This window comes from Marinobacter sp. UBA2688, from assembly GCF_002352785.1.
Taxonomy (GTDB): domain Bacteria; phylum Pseudomonadota; class Gammaproteobacteria; order Pseudomonadales; family Oleiphilaceae; genus Marinobacter; species Marinobacter salarius.
In genome coordinates this window covers 187,839-209,099 of sequence record NZ_DELU01000010.1, presented here as the reverse complement: position 1 = coordinate 209,099, position 21,261 = coordinate 187,839, and the positions used below count along the sequence as shown (strand labels likewise).

General features: G+C 58.9%; 12 protein-coding genes and 2 tRNA genes. 10 read left to right on the top strand and 4 right to left on the bottom strand.

The genetic code is table 11. The features are described from left to right. Positions 1 to 98 precede the first annotated feature (98 nt). From B3M52_RS05670 to pgsA, 4 genes are all read left to right on the top strand, one after another. Positions 99 to 350 carry a hypothetical protein gene (locus B3M52_RS05670; RefSeq protein WP_036208476.1) on the top strand — a complete coding sequence of 84 codons (252 nt, stop codon included), beginning with the start codon at positions 99 to 101 and terminating at the stop codon, positions 348 to 350. A 110-nt stretch (positions 351 to 460) separates the two neighbouring features. Continuing rightward, positions 461 to 1,126, top strand: a complete 666-nt coding sequence (gene uvrY / locus B3M52_RS05665; RefSeq protein ID WP_036207973.1) for a UvrY/SirA/GacA family response regulator transcription factor — start codon at positions 461 to 463, stop codon at positions 1,124 to 1,126. Next, complete coding sequence (gene uvrC, locus B3M52_RS05660; protein ID WP_091642127.1) at positions 1,110 to 2,987, top strand: excinuclease ABC subunit UvrC; 1,878 nt, start codon at positions 1,110 to 1,112, stop codon at positions 2,985 to 2,987. The genes uvrY and uvrC overlap by 17 nt, the downstream gene beginning before the upstream one ends. A 7-nt stretch (positions 2,988 to 2,994) precedes the next feature. After that, positions 2,995 to 3,552 carry a CDP-diacylglycerol--glycerol-3-phosphate 3-phosphatidyltransferase gene (gene pgsA / locus B3M52_RS05655; RefSeq protein ID WP_036207967.1) on the top strand — a complete coding sequence of 186 codons (558 nt, stop codon included), beginning with the start codon at positions 2,995 to 2,997 and terminating at the stop codon, positions 3,550 to 3,552. 4 nt (positions 3,553 to 3,556) lie between these two features. On the opposite strand, the gene B3M52_RS05650 is transcribed toward pgsA, so the two are convergent. The 4 genes from B3M52_RS05650 to B3M52_RS05635 are packed head-to-tail and all read right to left on the bottom strand — an operon-like array spanning position 3,557 to position 7,070. Next, positions 3,557 to 4,168, bottom strand: coding sequence for an ABC-type transport auxiliary lipoprotein family protein (locus tag B3M52_RS05650; protein ID WP_286749105.1), 612 nt, complete (start codon positions 4,166 to 4,168; stop codon positions 3,557 to 3,559). Continuing rightward, complete coding sequence (locus B3M52_RS05645; RefSeq protein WP_286749104.1) at positions 4,165 to 5,103, bottom strand: MlaD family protein; 939 nt, start codon at positions 5,101 to 5,103, stop codon at positions 4,165 to 4,167. The genes B3M52_RS05650 and B3M52_RS05645 overlap by 4 nt, the downstream gene beginning before the upstream one ends. 48 nt (positions 5,104 to 5,151) lie before the next feature. Next, positions 5,152 to 5,949 carry an ABC transporter ATP-binding protein gene (locus tag B3M52_RS05640; protein ID WP_091642133.1) on the bottom strand — a complete coding sequence of 266 codons (798 nt, stop codon included), beginning with the start codon at positions 5,947 to 5,949 and terminating at the stop codon, positions 5,152 to 5,154. After that, on the bottom strand, positions 5,946 to 7,070 hold the full coding sequence (locus B3M52_RS05635) for an MlaE family ABC transporter permease (RefSeq protein WP_286749101.1): 1,125 nt from the start codon (positions 7,068 to 7,070) through the stop codon (positions 5,946 to 5,948). Before B3M52_RS05635 ends, B3M52_RS05640 begins: the two co-directional genes overlap by 4 nt. Before the next feature lie 182 nt (positions 7,071 to 7,252). Between B3M52_RS05635 and B3M52_RS05630 the strand changes: the two genes are divergently transcribed. From B3M52_RS05630 to B3M52_RS05605, 6 genes are all read left to right on the top strand, one after another. After that, positions 7,253 to 7,328 (top strand) — tRNA-Gly (locus tag B3M52_RS05630). A gap of 66 nt (positions 7,329 to 7,394) precedes the next feature. Next, positions 7,395 to 7,468, top strand: a tRNA-Cys gene (locus tag B3M52_RS05625). 311 nt (positions 7,469 to 7,779) lie between these two features. Continuing rightward, positions 7,780 to 8,376 (top strand): hypothetical protein, encoded by a 597-nt coding sequence (locus B3M52_RS05620; protein ID WP_036207957.1) that lies wholly within the window; start codon positions 7,780 to 7,782, stop codon positions 8,374 to 8,376. A 1-nt stretch (position 8,377) separates the two neighbouring features. Continuing rightward, positions 8,378 to 18,205: a DUF6603 domain-containing protein gene (locus B3M52_RS05615; RefSeq protein WP_286749100.1), complete on the top strand. Its 9,828-nt coding sequence runs from the start codon at positions 8,378 to 8,380 to the stop codon at positions 18,203 to 18,205. A gap of 59 nt (positions 18,206 to 18,264) precedes the next feature. After that, the gene (locus tag B3M52_RS05610; protein WP_286749098.1) at positions 18,265 to 20,301 is read left to right on the top strand and encodes a hypothetical protein; all 2,037 of its coding nucleotides are present in this window, start codon (positions 18,265 to 18,267) and stop codon (positions 20,299 to 20,301) included. Continuing rightward, entirely contained in the window at positions 20,298 to 21,260 is a 963-nt protein-coding gene (locus B3M52_RS05605; RefSeq protein ID WP_286749097.1) for a hypothetical protein, read from the top strand. The genes B3M52_RS05610 and B3M52_RS05605 overlap by 4 nt, the downstream gene beginning before the upstream one ends. The last annotated feature ends 1 nt before the right edge of the window (position 21,261 follow it).

Genomic DNA, 21,261 nt, shown 5'->3' with positions numbered 1-21,261 from the left:
CGAGCGGTCAACGCCAAGTGGTGAAAAAAAGCCTGATAATCGGTCTTCTACAGCCTCGCCAAACCCATTACCATGGCTGCTTTGAGGTGGAGTTGAAAATGACCGACGAAGCAGGCCACGAGCCCCAGCCGGACCCACGTGAAGAGAAATTCGTAGTGGATGTGGGGCTGCTTTCAGAGGATCAGCTTGACGGGCTGGTTGACGAATACTGCACTCGGTACCACGGCCTGAACGACACTGAGAACCCCATGGCAGAGCGTGAGCGGGTAAAATCGGCGGCTCGGCGGGGGGATCTGGTGGTCTGGTTCGATCCGGTAGAGAATACCGCAAGCCTGGGCGTGCCCCGCTGATGATTGTGTCCTGAGCAGTGGGTCCCGGTATTGATGGATGCATCTACCGTCGGGAACCCTTAACCGGTACAATTCGTAAATTCCCATAAAAGCCGCGTGCGAGGTGAGTTTTGATCAGGGTATTGGTTGTTGACGACCATGAACTGGTCAGGTCCGGTATTACCCGGATGCTGGCGGACAACCCCGATATTGAAGTCATCGGCGAAGCATCTTCAGGCGAGGATGCTATTGATTCTGTGCGTAAAGACAGCCCGGACATCGTGTTGATGGACATCCGCATGCCTGGTATCGGGGGGCTGGAAGCGACACGGCGAATCCTGCGCATTGACGACGCTGTGCGGGTGATCGTAGTGACTGCCTGTGCTGATGACCCCTATCCAACGAGGGTGATGCAGGCCGGCGCATCGGCTTATATCACCAAGGGCGCCGACATCAAGGAAATGGTGCGTGCCATCCGCATGGCGCATTCCGGGCAGCGTTACATCAGCCCGGAAATTGCCCAGAAAATGGCACTCAAGCAGCTTGGAGGTGGCGATGCTCGGGACGAAGACGGCGAGCTATCCCTGTTTGACCGTTTGTCCGAGCGCGAAATGCAGATTGCCATGATGGTGGTGGACTGCCAGAAAGTGCAGGACATTTCCGACAAGCTTTGCCTCAGCCCAAAAACTGTAAACAGCTACCGCTACCGCATTTTCGAGAAGCTGGAAATTTCCAGTGACGTTGAGTTGGCGCTGATGGCGGTCAGGCTCGGGTTGCTCGATGCCGACAAGGTCTGACGCACCGGCTGATTCTGCCGAGGCAGGGAACAACAGGGAGTTCGACACCAAAAGCTTCCTGAAACAGTTGACCGAGCGGCCCGGCGTTTACCGCATGTACGACGCCGCTGGCAATGTGCTGTATGTGGGTAAGGCCCGGAACCTCAAGAAACGGGTGACCAGCTACTTCCGCAAATCCGGCCTGGCGCCCAAGACCGAAGCCCTGGTTTCCCGAATTGACTCCATCGAAGTCACCATCACCAGCAGTGAAACCGAAGCCCTCCTGCTTGAACAGAACCTGATCAAATCCCTGCGGCCGCCTTACAATATCCTGCTGCGGGATGATAAATCCTATCCCTATATCTACCTTTCCTCACACGACGATTATCCCTCCCTGACGTTTCGCAGGGGGCGCACTAAGAAAGGCGGCGGTACCTGGTATGGACCATTTCCGAGCTCTGGAGCGGTCAAGGAAAGTCTTAATATTCTACAAAAGATTTTCCGTATAAGATCCTGTAGTGAAAGCTATTTCCGAAACCGCACACGTCCTTGTCTTCAGTATCAGATCAACCGTTGCACGGCACCGTGTGTCGGTTATATTTCCCCCGAGGATTATCGGGAAGACATGCGCCACGCCACCATGTTCCTCGAAGGCAAGAACCCCGCGATCCTGCAGGATCTGATGGCGGCCATGGAAACCGCGGCTAAGAATCTGGAATTTGAGAAAGCCGGTGTCTACCGCGACCAAATAAATCACCTGCGGCACGTTCAGGAGCAGCAAAGCGTGGACGGCGAAGGGGGTGATGCCGACGTGGTGGCCATTGCCCAGGATGCTGGAGTGGTGTGCATCGTGGTGATCATCGTGCGCGGTGGGCGCGTGCTCGGTACCAAGGACTATTTTCCGCGATACAGTATTGAGCAGTCTGAAGCTGAGTTGTTAAGTGCTTTTCTGGGGCAGTATTATTTCGGCGGTAGCACCCGCCGGGAAATTCCACCGGACATCCTGGTGCCGGTGGACGTCGACGGCCAGGAACTGCTGTCCCAGGCGCTGACAGAATCCGCCGGTCGTGACACCCGGGTACGCAAGAATGTGCGGGGAGAACGCCGGCGCTGGCTGGATCTGGCCATGACGAATGCCAGGCAGACATTGCTGACCCACCTGGCCAGCAAGGAAACGGTCTATCGCCGCCTGCTGGCCCTGCGCGACCTGCTGGATCTCGCTGAAACGCCGTCACGTATGGAGTGCTTTGACATCAGTCATAGCCATGGTGAAAACACGGTCGCATCCTGCGTGGTTTTCGACGAGAATGGGCCGCTGAAAAGCGACTACCGGCTCTACAATATCGAGGGTGTCACCGGCGGTGATGACTATGGAGCCATGCGCCAGGTTTTGACGCGCCGATATAAACGCATGGTGGCAGGTGAGGGCAAACGCCCGGACCTGGTGTTCATCGATGGTGGTAAGGGCCAGTTGAACATTGCCCGGGAAGTGTTTGATGAACTTGGTGTTACCGACATTCCGCTGATTGGTGTTGCCAAGGGTGTCACCCGGCGCGCGGGTATGGAACAGTTGATTGATGCCATGACCGGCGACCTCTATCGGGTCCCCGCGGACTCGCCGGCACTGCACCTGATCCAGCATATCCGAGACGAGTCGCACCGTTTCGCCATCACTGGCCATCGGGCCCGGCGTGACAAGAAACGCCGGCAATCCACCCTTGAGGGAATCGAAGGTGTAGGGCCCAAACGCCGCCGCGATCTGATACGTTATTTTGGCGGCATCCAGGAGCTACGCAAGGCGAGTATCGACGAAATGTCCAAGGTTCAGGGAATCAGCAGGAACCTGGCAGAAACCATCTACGCAGTACTGCATGACGAGTAGGGATAGCATGAATTTACCGAACATTCTCACCCTTTCCCGGATTCTGATGATCCCGGTTTTCGTGATTATCTACTACCTGCCGGCGCAATGGAGCTACCTCGTCAGTGCCGGCCTGTTTGCGCTGGCGGCGGCGACGGACTGGTTGGATGGTTACCTGGCCCGGAAACTGAACCAGAGCACACCATTTGGTGCCTTCCTGGACCCCGTTGCAGACAAACTTATGGTGGCGGTAGCACTGACCGTACTGATTGAAGCCCACGCGAGTTTCATTCTGACGATTCCCGCCACGGTGATTATCGGTCGTGAGATCGTGATTTCAGCATTGCGGGAGTGGATGGCGGAAATCGGCAGCCGTGCGAGTGTGGCGGTTTCCTACATTGGCAAGATCAAGACAACAGCGCAGATGGTGGCCATTATCATGCTGCTGGCATTTCCTCCTGGTGTCGTCTGGGCCCAGGCCGGTACGGCCCTGTTGTACGTGGCAGCGGTACTGACGTTCTGGTCGATGATTCTCTATCTCAAGGCCGCCTGGCCGGACCTTTTTCCGGAAAAACACCAGGGTTAACGGGTTAGGGGCGCTGTTCGACCGTCCAGCGAATCACCTCGCGGGCCAGTGCGCTACTGGCCTCACCAAATGCCTCCACGACTGCTTCAACTTGTTCCCCTGTCGCCGGATGCTGGTACTCAAAGCGTTTGCTGGCAAGGGTATTGCGGGTGCGTTCGTCGATGAGATGCAGGTCCAGCCTGATCAGCGCTACCGGCATGCCGTCCTGATACTCGCTCTGGAACGCGCTTAGTTCTCCTGCCATGGTCAGATCACTGCGGGCCGGACTGGTTCCGGTAATAACGCCAGCGAAGCGGCCATCCCGGCGAAAGGCATCGATCAGTTGGTCCCGAACCAGGACGGGAGACTTCTTACTCCAGCGCGCTCCCTGATAGGCCTTTATTTCGTTGCCCTCCGGTTTCACCAGAATACGCGAGCTATCAACAGGGCCTTCTGCCAGGGGCGTTACGAACCGAAGGGTTGTGCTGAATGGTTTGTTGTCAGTGATGGATTCCTCAACCGTGGAAGCCGGTAACTGAAATATTCGATTGGCCGGTCGATCCGGGAACAGAGTACAAGCGGATAACGTGGCGGCAACGACCATGCAGAGCAGTGCCCGTGATGCAGTCAGTGTCATGGATTAAACTCCTGTATCGGCTCGCGGCCCAGCAGAAGGCCGGCCGGGTCGTCCTCCAGGCGGTGGATAAGACTGTCCATGTTTTGCAGCGTTGATCTCAGCTCCCGCATGGCCGGCGCCAGTTCCCCGATACCCTGCATTCCCTGGTCCAGGGAGCCCTCGTTGCGGGCGGTGAGTGCTTCAAGCCGCGCGGTAGCGGCTTCCAGTGAATCCATGGCGCTCTGGGCAGTGGCCATCAACTGGCGGCCTTCCTTGTTCAGCAAGCTGTTGGCTGTGCTGCCAAATTGACGGAAGGTTTTCAGCGTGGCTTCGGTTTGTACACTGAGTTGATCGAAACTCGTCACCAGATTGCTCAGTTCGCTGCGTTGATCCATCAACCCAGACGACACGGCCTCGATGTTCTTGAGGCTGCGGGTGAGGTTGCGGGAGTTTTCCTTGGACACCATGGCATTTGCGTTGGTGAGAAATTTATCAAGCTTGGCAAACAGTTCCTCACTGGAAGCCATCAGGGTGGTAAAGGCCGAGGGTTCGGCCTGGATGGTCGGTGGGGATTCAAGGCTCCCAGTCAGCTTTTTGCTGCCGGGGGTGCCGCCCTTCAGTTCGATGTTCATGCTGCCGGTAATGTTGGTTAACGCCAGGCCAGCCCGGGTGTCTTCCTTAATGGGCACATCGTCGTATACCCGAATGAGCACCCTGACGTTGCGCGGGTCATTTGGGTCGAGGCTCAGTTCGGCCACGTCGCCCACCTCAATGCCGCTGTATTTGACCGGGCTGCCCTCCGAGAGCCCGCTGACGCCCCGATCAAAAATTATTTCGTACCAGGCATAATCGCGGTCGTTGCCCGCCTGGCCCAGCCACAAGGCGAACGCGAGCGCACTGGCAAGCGCAACCAATGTGAACAGCCCAATCAGGACGTGATGTGCTCTGGGTTCCATATCAGCGTGCCTCTCCCGACTTCCTTGCTGCTTTCCGGTTGTTTACGTTTATTGCCCCGTGGCCGGCCTGATGCGATTGACGGCGCGGCCTCTGGGCCCATGGAAGTAATCACGAATCCAGGGGTCGTCGGTGGCCTCAACCACCGCCAGCCGGTCCGCCACCAGTACGCTCCGCGAGGCTAACACGGCCACCCGGTCACAGGTGGTGTAAAGGGTGTCCAGATCATGGGTCACCAGAAACACGCTGAAGCCAAGGGCGTCCCGAAGCGTAACAATCAGTCGGTCAAAGGCAGCGGCGCCAATCGGGTCGAGCCCGGCCGTGGGCTCGTCCAGAAACAACACCTCCGGGTCCAGCGCCAGGGCCCTTGCGAGCGAGGCTCTTTTGACCATGCCACCTGACAGCTGGGCGGGGTACTTTCCGGCCGCGTTGGCTGGCAGGCCGACCAGTGCGAGCTTCACCCGGGCCAAGTGTTCCGCGTCAGTACGGGACAGTTTGGCATGCTCAATCAGCGGCAGGGCAACGTTTTCCTGGAGAGTCAGGGAGCTGAACAGGGCACCGCTCTGAAACAGCACGCCAAAGCGCCGTTCTACACGGGAGCGTTGTTGTTGAGAAAGAGCCTGCAACTGCTCACCAAAGACCTCTATGGTCCCGGAATCCGGCGTATGCAGCCCGACAATACTCCTCAGCAGCACCGACTTGCCGGTTCCCGAGCCGCCAACCACCCCCAGTATTTCCCGGTGATAAAGGTCAAGATTGAGATCCGTATGTACCTCATGACCACCGAAGCGGTTACAAAGGCCCTTCACGCTGATAACCACATCCTGGTGCGCGGCCTCTTTTCTCACCAGCCCATCTCCATGAAGAATATCGCTGCTATGGAATCCAGCAGAATCACCATAAAGATCGACTGTACCACGGCGGAGGTGGTGTGCTCACCGACGGACTGGGCACTTCCACTGGCCTTGAAGCCCTCAAGGCAGCCGATAACGGCAATCACAAACGCAAAGATAGGGGCTTTCCCCAGCCCAACCAGGAGGTGGACGACCCTTACCTTGGTTTCGAGGATATTCAGGATTTGCGGAACCGAGATATCCAGCGCCACGACGCACACCAGCGAACCACCAACAATGCCGCTGATCATGCCGACGAAGGTCAATATGGGAAGCGAAATCACCATCGCCAGCACCCGGGGGATAACCAACAGTTCCACGGGGCTCAGGCCGAAGGTGCGTAGGGCGTCAATCTCCTCATTGGCTTTCATAGAGCCCAGTTGCGCGGTAAAGGCGCTGGCTGTGCGGCCGGCCAGAAGGATAGCGGCCAGCAGAACACCGAATTCCCGCAGGAACGAGAAGGCCACCAGGTTCACGGTGTAAATGGTGGCGCCGAAATCATCGAGAATGGTGGCGCCCAGAAACGCAACGACCGCGCCCACCAGAAACGTCAGCAGCGCCACGATGGGAAGGGCATTCAGCCCGGTCTGATGGACATGGGCCACCAGTGAGGTGATCCGCCATCGCCAGGGTGTTGCAAGGATGCTCGCCAATGTCGCCAGTATCTGGCCGGTAAAACCAATCAACAGACGTTGTTGATGCCAGAAGTCTTCGATTTTTTCGCCAACACCCGCCAGGAACTCCGTGATCGGGTTGGATCGGAGGGCCGTTTCGCCTTCAGGGCTGGCCATCGCGTTGGCAACCAGGCGCAGCAGTTCCTGACGTTCGCTGGAAAGCCCGGGGGTTTGCTCGGTAAGCTCATGGAGTTGACGGGCACCCAGAAGGTCCACCAGCAGGGATGCGCCGGCGGTATCCAGCGCATTGATTGTTGCCAGATTGACGGAATACCCGTTAGGTGACTCCATTGCGGCGGTTTTTTGGACGTCCCGCTTCAAGCGGCCGTAGTTCGGAAGCGTCCAGTCGCCCGAGACGGTCAGTTGGCCGTTCTGGAAATCAAGCTTGCCAGGGGAGGGCATCTGGAAATCCCGTCTCCTTTGTTGAGGATTGGCGATGGGTGTTCTTTGATACTAGCTCAAATTCGCGTGTTGGGGGTTGCTGCGTTCGAGGGCAATCGATCAGAATCTGAACTAAAACAGAAAGTTGAAAAAAGTTGTTGACGCAAACGGCCTAATCCGTAGAATACGCCCTCGTTGATCAAGCGGGAATAGCTCAGTTGGTAGAGCACAACCTTGCCAAGGTTGGGGTCGCGAGTTCGAATCTCGTTTCCCGCTCCAATTAACACAGTCTCTCAATGCCCACCTGAGAGCATAAAAGTATCGAATCCCCTTCGAACTTTTCCCGGCGCGGTGGCAGAGTGGTTATGCAGCGGACTGCAACTCCGTGTACGCCGGTTCGATTCCGACCCGCGCCTCCATTTTACCCGTAAAAATCAACAAACTACCTCCTTACGTGCCGAGAGGCCTACGCCTTGGCCAATGCCCTCATCTGTATGGTTAATCGGCCCATCTGGATGGAATTTCTCCAATTTTTTTGCACCCTCCTGAACCCCGCCTATACTCCCTTATGTCATAGCCTGAAGTCATGACGCTGTTCGCTGTTCAGGGGCCTTTGGCCCGACTCCACGCAACAGGGTTTTGATGCTGCAGTCCGGCTACCAAGGGAAATAAGGATGTTTTTCCGGCCGGTCACGAATCCTGCGCAAGTCATTCGCTGCGAGGGATCGCTATGGCAAATTTCGCCCGATTCACCACCGTCGACTTTTCCCAGTTCGACTGGCTTGAACGCATCGATGCAGACGTTTTGCTCGATGTCGGCGACCGGTCACCCGACCTGCTTACTGTTCCCGCCAAAGACGCCCAAGCTCTGCTTTCGGAAGTGGTTCGACTTGTTCTCGACCTGCCACGAAACAGCACGCCCCTGGTTGTCTGGACCAAAGGCGACAGCGAACTGCTCATCCACAGTGACCAAACTCGCATTCAGTTCTCCAGCGGCGTAATCACGGTAACGGTGACCGCCGAGTGCGAAGAGCATGGAAAGCTCCGCATTCCGGTGCCGATTGGCGTTGGCACCAAACAGTCTCCGAGCGGTCTCGTCATGTCCACATTCGAAGACCTTGAGGGACCGGAAGAACTGATATCGGCATGGCGGGATGCGATTCAGGCTTTCGCCTGGGAATCCGTGCTTGAAGTGGCCTCCGTGCTCTGCGCCGAGGTTGGTAACGACAAGCGTGGTTTGCCGCTCGTACCCGGCGCTATTGCCGCCGCGCCGAAGAAAATGCTGGTGCAGCCCGTTGCCCGGTTTTCACTGATGCCGGGAGCCTGACATGGGTGCTGATCAGAATCTGGATGTTTTTGGCACGCTGGCGGAAGCAGTTGGCCTGACCCGTGATGGTGAACTACAGGGTGATTGGTTTCAGGACCCGCTAGGCAATCCCAACGGAAGCAAGCGTGGCATCAGTTCGATGATGTACCTCGACGAGCAGCGAGAGGCATTGATCGCTTTTGTCGATGATGTGCTGGGTGCGCCCGACAGGGAAGAACAAGGGGGCGCCATCTGGGTGCCGCTTTTCCGTGACTCCGGTGCAACCGTTTTCGTGGTGGTTGAGGAGGCCGACAACGGCGCCAGAGTCGGGTTCGGCATTGAGTACGACAGTGGCAGCTCTGTGCCGGCGATTTCTGTCAGAGCGCATGTTCCGGTTTTCCAGTTCGAACGGGAAGGTGCGGGGGCACTGGACATTTCAGGGGGGCAACCCGACTGGCTGGTGTTGGGGCGGGACGACGCGCGCATCGAATTGGCCATCAAAGTCATCATTTCCAATGATGCACCTGCGCCGGGCGATCTATACATCGGCGCTGTGTCCGTCGGCGTTGACGTTCCAACCAGCCCTTCTGACGATCTTGAATTCAGTCTTGGCTTTGAGCGGCTTCAACTCCCCGGAACCAATGCACCGAGGGATTTTGAACTCACCGTGGATAACATCAACGACCTGGGTTCCGACTTTCTCGAATTCATGACCGGCCTGATTCAGGCCCAGGCTGAGGCGCTTGACTCCACCAACCCGGCAACGGCGCCGTTTGCCGCGCTCACCGGTTTGCTGGGCTTGAGGTCTGTTCCGAACATTCCGCCGTTTCCGCTGGAGTCACTGATTGCGAATGGCGTCTCTGCGCTGACGGGCTGGATTGAATCCATTCTCGCTTCGACATCCGCTCGCACTGCCTGGCTCGGGCAGTGGGCCACGCTGCTTGGGGGCACGGTCAATTCTGCCCGCAGCGCCATTGAGTTCAGTGACGGAGCATTGGCGGGCGCCATTGGCTTGCGCGTGGCGTCGTCGGCCGCAGGGGGATTGATCATCACGCCCTGGCTGGAAGGTTCGCTAAGGCCTCAAACCGGGGCGGAAGTGAAAGCGCAGGCGGACCTGCTGACACTGAAAACCCTGGATGGCAGCATCAAGGCCGTGCCGAACCTGTCGCTTCTGGCTGTGTTTGGTCAGGCGGCGGGCCTGGGAACGCCACTGCTTGCCGGCGATCCGGGCATTGGATCGATCAAGGCCGGCATTGTCCTGGCGGACGGCAAACCGGCTTTTGCATTGACGGCCCACAACGTCACGCTTGGCGGCACCAGTCATGAACTATTGGACCTGTCCTCTCCCGATACCGCGCTGGACGCCGCCGAGAGTCTGGTCGACGGCGCTCTGGTGTCGGCACTGGCCAGTCTCGGTCGCCCCGGCGAAATCTGTTCTCAACTGCTGGGTCTTGATCCGCCCACTGGCATTTCCGGTCCTTCCGCAGTTGAGCTTTTAACCGACCCACTGGGTAAGACCGCTGCCTACTGGAATTCACTGGCTGCCTCGCCTGCGGCCATGGCGGTCGTTTTGACGTCAACACAGGAGCTAATCACCGGTAACTCGACCAGTGTTTCCGGGGCTGGCACGGTAGCTGATCCCTGGGTCATTGATCTGGACCCTGTGGCGCTCGAGGTTTCGATCGACGGTGACTGGGTTAATTTTGATCTGGAAGCTCGCATCGAGAACACGGTTTTAGACGACAAGCGATCAGACGTTTTTGTCAGCGCAAGGCTATTGCGACTGAATTTCTCCTCCCTGGCTGCGGAGTTCCTCAGCCGAATCGACGCAGGCACCCGGCTTCGGGAAGGCGATGACTCTGACATCCGGCTGGATATGGGCCCGGTTGATGTCTCAGCCCGGTCGATCGGTGCGTCAGTGGGGTGGGGCGCCTCAACGGGCTTTGCCGTTCGTGTGGACGCTCCAGCCCTGATGGTCGAGGTTGAAGCGGTTGATGGATCCGACAGTTCAACCATTGAAGCCGCGCTGCCTCTGCCGGAGTTCCACAGCGATGGCACGGTTAGCTTCAGCCCGGATTGGGAGGCCATTGAAAACGCTGTTGCCGCGTTGCTTCGGCGACTGGGCTCGCCGATCATCACTGCCCTTACCGACCTGATCGGCTGGAATGGCGACGGCGCTCGCCTATCCATTGAGGCGTTATTGAACAATCCGGAATCCGCTCTGAAATCCTGGATGGGCGATCTGGTTTTGAATTGCAGCAATGTTCGTGTGGCAATGGCCCCGATGTCCTACCTGTTCAGCGGTTTCCGGCAATGGGCACCGTTGGGTAACGGCAACGAACGCACGCCTTATCGAGCCGCCATTGCCGCAGAACCCCGGGCGCCAGGGGTGGCGGTCTGGCTGGACCCAGGCTGCGATATCCACCGTGGCCGCTATCAACCTCCGGCTGGCAATTTCGATTCCAGCGACCCGACGGAGTTAGCCTCCATTGCCGAAGCGATTCGGGCGGCAGGTACCGAGCTTCCGGACCTCGCCGATCTGATGACGGGCCGGGGCCGGCTGGACGAGGGGTTTCAGGCATTAATCGATCGCTTCACCGGCACAGATGGTCTGATTGGACGCCCAGCTTCGTTACCAACCGGCGTTAATGGCGTAGACATTGGCGGCTTGAGCTATCGCGAACTGGTCGCGTTCGGTGCCATAAACCTGTTGCCGCAGGAAGCCTTCGGCAGCGCACCGGATGCGGTGGTTTACGTTGGCTGTGAGGACCTCTGGAGCACCTGTTTCGGCAGCGACAGTCTGGACGCCCGGGAAGACCTCAGCGAGCTCGGCGTTCCGGCGTCCATCAACGGGCACTGGTCCGTCTGCTTGCCCGATCCGGCGGCGGCCGCCGCAGCCAGGCCGGATCGTGGTGCCATAGACGAACAATGCCACCGCCTGATCGATGTATTGCAAGATCGGGCCACGCCCATGACTGTCGTTGCCTTCGGTTCCGCCGGGGCAGCAGCCATCAAAGCGGCGAACACGATCACCGCGATCGATCGGGTGGTAACGGTGGGCTCGCCCTGGGCGCCGGTTTCCTTGAATGGTTTGTTATCGGGCTTGAGCGGGGACGCGCTGCGGCTGCTCTTGCAGCTTCAACGGCCAGAGCCCGAAACGATCAACGAGGAGGAAATTGCGGGAGAGTCCAATGCGCTCCTGCAGTTTGGCTATATTCTCGAGCGGGCGTCCCAGGCAGCCGGGTTAACACCCGACAGCCTCGATGATTTTCTGCGAGCGGATGAACAAACACGCCGGTCCGGCCTTCAGGTGGACGCGGTATTTGGCGCCCTTGACGCTGAAGCCCTGGAAGCCGGTCTTGCGGTAACCGTTGCTGATGCCATTGCCGACCGTCATGCAAGCTATGAGCCCCCGGCAACGCCACCGACCAAACTGCATGCGGGCGTTGATCTGCCGGTCATCGATGCCAACATCGGCGGCGTTTTTGTCGGGGCAGGGGTCATCCTCGAACTGGCTACCTGTGATCGCGGGCCCAGTGGGGATGGCTTTGAGGTTCAAACAGACAGGCAGGTGATTCTGGATCTGCACTTCGGTGTTCAGGACGGCTGGCTTGTTGGCGGCCCGGGCGCCAGCCAGAACGACATTGAAGTGCGCTGGGTGTCTGCCCGGTTGTATCTGCCCCTGGCAGGCAGCGCGCGGGTTTCCGGTGCTCGGATCGTTCTGCACGAGGCCAACTGCTTCGGGGTGCGTCGGGATCAGTGGGTTATTGAAAACGGGGCGGGCGTCGCCTCGCCAAGCCTGCCCACGCCTGACGTTCACCTCATTCTCGCCGACGTCGTTGCTCGATTGGCTGCGGCATCGCCGGATCTCAGCCAGCTGCTTGCCGATATCGGGCTGGTTGCAGGAGGTGGGTACGATCCAGAGGGCTTTGATCAGCTCATTGTAGATGCCAGAGCGGCGATCAATGCGGCGGTAAATGCCTCTCCGGCCAGTCTTGCCGGCTCAGTCAGGGCGCTTGGCGGATTTGGTGGTGCAGGGTCTGAGATTGCCTGGACCCTGGACGCGGCAACCATTGCCGTCGATCTGAATACCCGTGCGCTTGGAATGGACGTAGCCCACGTGGCAGCGGACCTGATTCCACTCAGCGTTTCGCTATTCGCGTCGGCATCCTCGGCTTCCATATCGGGTGCAATCGGTGCAATCGAACCAGGCGTCGGTGGACTAAGGCTTGAGGCAAGTGCAGCGACGGGCGGCGTATCACCCGCCCTCAACGTTGATTGGCAAACACCGGGTTCGCTGTCAGCCACGTCGATCAATCTTCTGTCATCTCTCAGCTCCTCCGAGCAAGCAGCCCTGGCAAAACTGGGAGCGGCGTTTATACCGTCGACTCTTCTGGCGGGATTGGTTGATCACCTCCGTGAAACGGCTTCTGACGATGCCAGGGTCACCATCGAGGTGATCATGGAGGGCCTGGGGTTGCTGGCGCCGGTTTCTGAATTGCCCTCCCGTCGGGTGTTGTTGCCCTGGGCACTGTTCATGGACCCGGCAGGCTGGCTGAAGAAGGGCGCGGCACCCTGGAGAGCCGATCCGTTTGGACAGGCGATTCAGACGTTTGATGCGGTCGGCCAGTTGCTGATACCGGGCTTCACGGGGAGCGGGTTCGATTTCAGTAACGAGGTTTCCGTGGCTTATGGCGTGGCCTCAGGCCGGCTGAATCTGGCCGTCACCATCGAGACCAGTCATTCTTTGGGCCCGACGCCGGTCATCATCAGCCTGGGCGGCGGCCTGTCTATTGCTACCAACGGCTCGGTTGAACCCCTCGTTGCCAGTTCGGCGACCTTCGACGGAAAGGGGATCGCTATCTCCCTCTCGCCAGATGTTCGCATTGACCTCCTGCGAGCTGCGCCTGCAGCGCCCATGAAGATTTATCCCTCGGGACCGGGCCTGGGATCGCTTCTGGCGACCGGGGCAGGGATGGCCATTCCGGTCGCGCTCAACGCGTTGATTGCCGAGCGAACGAATCCGACGCCGTCACTACAAAAAGATGTGGCTATCGCGGTGTTTGAATTGGGTAGCGCACTGGATCTTCTGGAATCCAGCCAGTTTGCCGACGCCAGAATTCAGACGTTCGCTGTCGACCCCGCCGCGGCACTGATATCCCGCTTGCCCAATCTTGTTGTTACCGCGATATCCCGGCTGGCCAGTGCTCTCGATCCCGCGGGAACCGTTGTTGCAACCTCGACGCCGGCGACCGGAATCTGTCGATTGTCCCTGGGCAGCACGGACCCCGTGGAGATCACTCTGGATGCCAGTCCCGCAGGGCCGGCCATTGAAGTGGCTGCGGCGTTGTCGATTGCGGATGTCGGCACGGTTGGATTTGACCGGGTGCGACTCAGCGCGAACGGCGTTGCCGTTGCTGTCTCCTACGTGGCAGATGGGTTCGACGTTGGCAACGGTCTGATTCTTCGTCCCATAGCGAAAATTGAGGCCGGCGTGTCTGGCAGTGGCTTCACACGAATGGCCGGCGTTGGTCTTGTCACTGATGGCATGGGAGACGAGTCTGTTCAATTTCGTTGGGCGTTGAACGAGACGCCGCCACGGGTGGTTGTGGTCGAAGAGACACTTTCCGGTGAAACGGAAGACAACGAGCCCGCAGCGGTGGCGCTGGCACTGTTGTCCCAGGCTGTTTCCATGGCAGCGGGTGTAACGCTGGAAGCGCTTGGTTCCCTGGGCACGGATGCGGTCGATGCGTTGCAGGATGTTCTGTTCACCGGCGGCACCCCAACTCTGGACCCAACGCTGTTTGACGACATCGCCGATCCCGAGGCGTTGTTGAAACGCCTGTTCCAGCTCGGCTTCAACCTGGCCGACCACAATCTCAAAATCACAATCGATGGCAAAGTGGATGTCGGCTTCACCCGCAACGGCGATCTGGCCGGAATCTTCGTGTCTTTGCCGCCGGGCGAGCGAATCTCACTCGGGGGCAGCGACCCGTCGGTTGATCTTGAGGTGGTCGCCAACTGGGTGACATCGCCAGGGATTGCCCCGGGACTCTCGATTTTGCTCGTTGAAAAGGTGGGCAACGATTTTCAGCTGAACGCCGGTTTCTCCATCGCCGGTCTGGGCGTTCGCGTTGGCAAAAACGCAGGGCCTTTGTTGAATCTGGGCATCATGAGTATCGACGCCATCGGCGTTCATTTGTACGGCGAGGCTGTGCCAGCAGGATTGGGTGGCGGTGTTCAGGTTCAGCTGGACGGACTGGCCATCGTGCCCTCGGCAGCCGGCGGGGACAATGCCGTTGCCAATAACATTATGAGCGATGCCGGAAACGACGCTTCGCCCTCGGCCCGTCCTGCTTTCAGCCCGGCATTGGCGATCCAGAAGAATCCGGGCGGCGATCTAGGCATCTCATTGCGGGCAGGGGATCCACCCGGCCCCTGGTGGCTGGCTATCCAGAGGCAACTGGGCCCGCTCTACCTGGAGCAATTCGGTTTCGACGTCACAGAAGTTGATGGTTCCGTGACGGGGATCTCGCTGCTGTTCGATGCGCGCGTCTCGCTGTTCGGGCTGACGGCATCGGTTGAAGAACTCGGCCTGCATTGGCTCGGTGGTGATGTGTTCGAATTGAATAACTGGGCGGTCGATTTGAAAGGGCTGGGTGTTTCCGGGGACTTCAGTGGTTTGTCCATCGCTGGTGGTCTCCTGAAAACAGACCTGGAGGGACAGATCGGCTACGTCGGAATGTTGATGGGTCGCTTCGGTGTCTATGGGCTCTCTTTGTTCGGGGGATACAGCGACGACAACGGACTGCCTTCGTTCTTTGTTTTCGGCGCGATTCAAGGCCCCATTGGTGGTCCACCAGCCTTCTTCCTGACCGGCATTGGGGGTGGCTTGGGCATCAAGCGAGGCCTTCGCGTTCCGGATGACCTGTCAAAGTTTGGTGAATATCCCTTTATCAAGGCGCTGGATCCCGCAGCCAGCGTTTCCTCCGATCCGTTGGAGGAGTTGCGAAAGCTTGCCGCGTACTTCCCGCCGGAGCCCGGTAACTTCTGGTTTGCTGCCGGTATCAGTTTCACCAGTTTCTCTCTGGTGGACGGTGTCGCCGTGTTGTCGGTGTCCGTTGGCAACGGGTTGGAGCTTAATCTCTTTGGTCTGGCGCGAATGGCTTTGCCTCGGCCCCAGGCCGCACTGGTATCGATTGAATTGGGTCTGCTTGCCCGGTTCTCATCCTCCGAGGGGCTGTTCCTGATTCAGGCCCAGCTCACAGATAATAGCTGGCTGTTGTATCCCGAAGTGCGACTGACCGGCGGCTTTGCGTTTGCGACCTGGTGGCTCGGGCCCAACGCTGGCCAGTTTGTTCTGACTCTGGGGGGCTATCACCCCAGCTTTCAGCGCGATGGTTACCCTGTGGTGGCTCGATTGGGGCTGCAATGGCGGGTTTCCAACGCGATTGTAATCAAAGGTGGCTCTTACTTCGCGCTCACATCGGAAGCCCTGATGGCAGGCGTGGAAGTGGAGGTCAGTGCCGATTTCGGCTTTGCCTGGGCCCGCATTGCCTTCGGCGCGAACGCCATCGTCTATTTCGATCCTTTCTACTTCATGGCCGATGCCTACGCCCGCATTTCCGCCGGTGTGAAGATAAAAACTTTCCTCGGCACCATTCGAATCAGCATCAGCCTGGGTGCGCGTATTGAGGTTGAGGGGCCAGATTTCCGGGGTAAAGCGACCATAGAAGTAGGTCCGTGCGACATCAAGGTGAAGTTTGGCAGTTCCCGCGAGATTCGCGGCATCTTCGTGGACTGGGATGAATTCGTACCCAAGTATCTGGAAGAAACCTCGCCAGGCCGGGCGCGGACGCTTTCCGGGGTAGCGGGTAAGGGCGCTTTGCCCGCCTCCACAGGGGGCGAAACCTCTGCGCCGTCCAGTGACGGTAGCTATGAACGGCCCTTCGAAGTCTTTGCGGAGTTCGAGGTGTCTGTTGTCTCAACTGGCCCGGTCACCCGGTTTGACTTCGACAACCCGGCCCTCGACAAGAGTATTACGCCAAAATTGCCGAATGGCGCTTCAGTGGCGATGGGTCTGAGCCCCATGAACGCCTCAGGTTTGAGCGGTGAGTTGGAAATTCGCCTTGAGCGCTGGGTTGGGAATGACTGGACCGATCGCACGTCGGATCTGCGCCCGCTGGTGGAGGGCATGAAGGACGAAAAAAACACCGAAGAAGGCCCCACCTATGGCCTTGAAGCGTTCCCAATCGGTGTTTGGGGGCCGCCAGAAGATGCCGATCAACCCTCTAGTCCGATTCCGAAAGGCGACGTTATTTTCGCGGGCAGCCGGTTGAAAATGGTTGCCGAGGCGGACATGAGTTCTCAAACCGGCCCCGAAATCGACTACTACCGGGTCGAAGCAGGCCGACGCCCACTGCCGTTGTCTGCCGCTGGTACGCTGCGGGCCGATAACCTGAACCGAGCCACCGCGATGGGTGTCGTTGCAGAGAGCGCGACCATTGAGGAAGCCTTTGTCGAGGCCCGGAAGTACCTGTTTGCGGCCGGTTCCGAAGCGTTGCCCGAGGGTTTGTTGGCCACGGGGCAGCGGAGCGCAAAAGCGCAAGCCATCTACCAGAACTCCCGTACCGCGCCACCCATGTTCGGCACGTTGATGGATGGCCTTGAGGCAGCGAATGCCGATAACGCTTCAACCGCAGTGATGTCCCTGGATGACGGCCTGCAGGTTATCAAACCGATGAAGCCGTTCGTGACCGGGTTCATGAGCAGTGGGGCGGGCGTGGCACTTCGGGATGCGACCACGACCGTCGCGGACAAGCGCATCAAGCGCCGTCCGGCACCCTCCACCGAATCGGTTCGCGGTCGTCTCGGCCGCAGCCTGCCCATCAAACTGAACACAACCCATGCCCCCTCGACCTTTAACGACCTGACGGTGGTGGTTCGCGGCTCTGTGCCTCGTACCAGCGTTACCGGTGCCAGCCAGACCTACCTCGGCGGCCGGGTTGGATCGGGGGCAGGGAATGCCTATGTGAAGGGCTTTGGCAGAGCAGTCGGGCCTGTTCCGCAAGCGCCTGAGAGCAAACTGCGACCGGGCGATATCGTCACCATGCGCTCCCCGGATGCCGCAATTGATGGGGAAGATGCGCGTCCCGAGCTTCGGATCACCGGGGCTGCGCGGGTGGTCATGCTGTTGGGGAACGGTGCTGTGGTTGCAGACGAGCAGGTTACGGATCGTCAGATCGCCGTTCCCAAACACGCAGCGACAATTGCCGTTCAGGCCAGTGGTGGAGGCGATGGTCGCCCCACCGGGCTGAGAATTTTGGGCTGGCACGATCAATCGAGACTTGTTCGCCTGACCGGTCGGTCAGCCCTCGGGGCCGGCTGTGTCCTGTCGCTCAACGGCACTGCCGGTAAAGCGTCGGTGGGATGGCACCTGGGCCAGGATTTGGTGCGCGGTGCGGCTGCGGTGTCCACCCGGTTCGACCAGACCGTCACCTGTGTTGGTGTGATTCTGAAAGCTGGCGAGGGACGGTCTGCCAGTGATGTGGAAATAGAGCTGCACGGTGCCCGGCATCGTCAGCAGCCGGTTCAGCCGGTGGTTGTTCAGGCAGGGGCGCGCTCGGTCCTGCTGTTTGAAATCAATGCGCTTGCCGGCCATTCCGGTATTTCCGTTCGGGCCCTTCAAGGGGGCACTCGTGAAATCGCGGGAATGATTGGGGCGAACGCGTCGGCTGAGGCGATGGCGGAATTGATCGCTGAAAAAGGATTGCCAGCAACGGTTTCACGACTGCGTGCCGTTGGCGGCAGCAACTGCGAGATCGAGTGGGTGGCTGCACAGGATGATTAACGCCGGGCAGATCCGCGCAGAGGCCGGCTAAAACGGTTAGTAAGAAAAGGAAGCAAGCGATGCCTGTTGGTGAAGGAAAGTTCAAGCTCTACGCCAAGCTGAATCCGCCTCTGGAAGCCGGACTGTGGCGAATACGGGCCAACCAGAAGTTTTCAGCGCAAACGCCAGAGGCCAGCCTCGACGCCAGCGCGCTGAAAGTGGACGAGGAAAATATCCACCTGAGGATTCGGTCGCCACGCTACATTCTGCCTCCGGACCAGATTCTGTCGACCTATCCACCGGCCAATTCCTTTGGAAGCTATGGCAGCCGCCTGCCTCAAGTGGTCATCAAAAGGCGAACTCTGCCCTGGGAGCGTCGCCTGGACGGTGCACCCGCCAAAACGCCCTGGTTGGCGCTTGTGCTGATTGCCGAAGGCGAAGCCAGGCTGGAAACCGGAGTTGATGTCGCAAATTGCGTAACGGAGGGGGTTGAACTCGAGGGATTAAAAGAAGTCGCCAAGGGCAACTGTCTGGCCGTCAGGAAATCGATCATCGACAAGGTATTCCCCACCAAAAACGACGTTGACCTGCTGGCCCATGCCCGGGAGGTGGACATCCACGATACCGAATTGATGATGGGTGATGATGACGGGTTTCTGTCGGTCGTCATCAGCAACCGCCTGCCGGTGCCCGGTAAGGACGAGGAGGGCAATGATGCCCCGGTGAAGTATCTGGCCTGCCTGGTAAATCTTGAGGGCCAGTACGATGTGTTGCTGGACCGGTCTCCGGATCCGGTGCCATCGTTTGTCACGTCGTTCATGGTCAAGACCACCGTCAACCACACTATGGCTACCTACGATGACCATCAGGTGATGGGCACCGCGCTGGCTCCAGTAAGTCCGGGCATTAATCCCGGCGACCTTGAGAATCTGACGCAGCCTGTTCCCATGGCGCCCGGCGTGAAAGGTTCACGATCCACCCAATTCAAATCCGGGGCAGCGGCGACTGCGGGAGCAACTCCCTATTCCGGGTCCGGTACCTGGGCCATCAAAAAGTCAAAGGGCACCACGTCTGCAGATGTTGCGCTCAAAATGGCCGAGCCCTTCCGGATTATTCAGACTTTTGAAGCGCTCCTTTTGGATCCCGAATACCGTTTCCCGGTTCTGCTGCACTGGAGTTTTACGACCACCGGCGATACCACTTTCCGATCGTTGATGGAAAACCTGGATTCCAGCTTGCTTGGCGATGTCGGGCAGGGCCAGAAAGCCCCGAGTGGCCGCCTGCCTCTGGAAGTCGCTGAAAGCGGACATGTCGGCCTTGGCCACCAAACTCGGGAAGGTGACAAGGTGCGGTCCTGGTACCGTGGACCGCTGGTGCCGCATCCCACCCGTAATACCGGAGCTGACCGGCTGAAACTGGCGCACAGTTCAGATCAGCTCAGAGTGGTTATACCGGATGGCCGGGAGGATCTGTCTCTGGCCACCGCCTTTGAAACCGGCCGTCTTCTCACGCTGTCGCAACCGTCGATCATCGCTTCGTTGATGCGCTGGCGACAGGGCGATTATCACGCCGCTCGACTGAAATCTTTACTCATAAAGAACAAGGCCCTCTGGGAGGAGGTGCTCGGCGTAGGCATCGACCAGATCGATCTTCGCCATTTGGGCCGGCTGGCCGGACGTTTTTTTGCCGATGCCGTGGTGAGAACCCCCGAAAAGTTTCTGGGAAACCCAATGCCGCAAGTCCGCCCGGGGCGGCCACTGGAGTTCGATGGGCAACCGACTGCTGTGTTGGCTCGGGGACTGGGGCTGGAGCCTGCTTTATTCGTTGGCGACCTCACTAAAGTCCTCGAAGGCCTGCAGGGAGTTGAAGTGCCAAAAGAAGTTCTGCTTACCCGGGAATTGGGCCGCGTCGACTTGCGTGAAACCCTGGAGGCGGATCTGGACCGGCAGCGTGTCGATCTGGTGTCCAGCACGCTCTCCAATGAACTGATCAACGAGCACCTGACCGGCCCGGCATTCCCGGTGACCGACCGACTGATCAGAGAGGACTTCAATGACAATCTCGACGTGATCCTGCGGGACCGTCCCAGAGATTTCACGGATGAGGACGAGTCATGATCAATAAAAACCAGGACATTCTCGAAAATCTGGGCCGCGAACTGGAAAGAACCGCTCGGGCTCCGCTCACTGAATTCAAGCTTGATCAAAACACCGCGATGCCTGCGGAGTTACGGAACTGGCTGGTCAGTTTGCGCCTCCTCAATGGGGTTCCCTTTGCCAACCTGGTGGCGGACTCGGAATTACTACCCCAGGAGTCGATTCGATGGTTCTACATGGATCGACGTTGGACGGATGCGCTGGTTCAGGGCGCGCTAAGCGTTGGCACCGTTAACAGTGATGACCGCATTCAACTGGATGCCCAATACGACGCCATCCGTGCGGAACTGGATACGGAAGAACGCAACGTGCGTCGTCGCAAAGGCGCTACGCGTCTCAGTGGACAGACAGGACCTATAACCGGATTTCTGCTCCGCTCTGCCGCCGTTTCTGGTTGGCCGGGCATGCACGTTCGAGCCTTCGACGTAGACCCGGAGGAGGGCGACGAAGCCCGGTTTGATGAGGATGATCCCAGACGAATCCGGCTGTTGCGGCTGGAAAGACTGGCGCCCGCCGTGTTGCTCTGCCTGTTTGATGGCATTCCCAAAGTGGTTCACCTGGAAGAGCCGCGCCAGGGCATCCAGTTCGGCTTCAAACACGAGGATAACGGCAACCAACGTTCGGCCACGCTGACCCCTCGCGACAAAGAGGACTTTAGCTACCTCGACGTGGATGACATAAACGTGCCGTTCCGCGTGGGGTCATCCGGTGTTGTGGATATTCGCCGGCTATCCGCTGCGTTGGCAGAGCATGAGGAAACCGGCGCGGGAGATGGCCTCGATAGCGCGGAGTACGCTCTGCAGCTGATTCGATTCCCCTGGCGGCAGGTGTTTGGTGAGGTCCAGGTGCCTCCGATATCCGCTATGTTCCGCGCAACCGTGGCTTATGAGCCCATGGTTAACGCCACATTCAAGCTTTGAG

Bases quoted from the DNA above. Each gene is read 5' to 3' on its own strand.
- B3M52_RS05635 (WP_286749101.1), bottom strand. From the start codon at position 7,070: ATGCCCTCCCCTGGCAAGCTTGATTTCCAGAACGGCCAACTGACCGTC.
- uvrC (WP_091642127.1), top strand. From the start codon at position 1,110: ATGCCGACAAGGTCTGACGCACCGGCTGATTCTGCCGAGGCAGGGAAC.
- B3M52_RS05620 (WP_036207957.1), top strand. From the start codon at position 7,780: ATGGCAAATTTCGCCCGATTCACCACCGTCGACTTTTCCCAGTTCGAC.
- B3M52_RS05605 (WP_286749097.1), top strand. From the start codon at position 20,298: ATGATCAATAAAAACCAGGACATTCTCGAAAATCTGGGCCGCGAACTG.
- B3M52_RS05650 (WP_286749105.1), bottom strand. From the start codon at position 4,168: ATGACACTGACTGCATCACGGGCACTGCTCTGCATGGTCGTTGCCGCC.
- pgsA (WP_036207967.1), top strand. From the start codon at position 2,995: ATGAATTTACCGAACATTCTCACCCTTTCCCGGATTCTGATGATCCCG.
- B3M52_RS05610 (WP_286749098.1), top strand. From the start codon at position 18,265: ATGCCTGTTGGTGAAGGAAAGTTCAAGCTCTACGCCAAGCTGAATCCG.
- B3M52_RS05670 (WP_036208476.1), top strand. From the start codon at position 99: ATGACCGACGAAGCAGGCCACGAGCCCCAGCCGGACCCACGTGAAGAG.
- B3M52_RS05645 (WP_286749104.1), bottom strand. From the start codon at position 5,103: ATGGAACCCAGAGCACATCACGTCCTGATTGGGCTGTTCACATTGGTT.
- B3M52_RS05615 (WP_286749100.1), top strand. From the start codon at position 8,378: ATGGGTGCTGATCAGAATCTGGATGTTTTTGGCACGCTGGCGGAAGCA.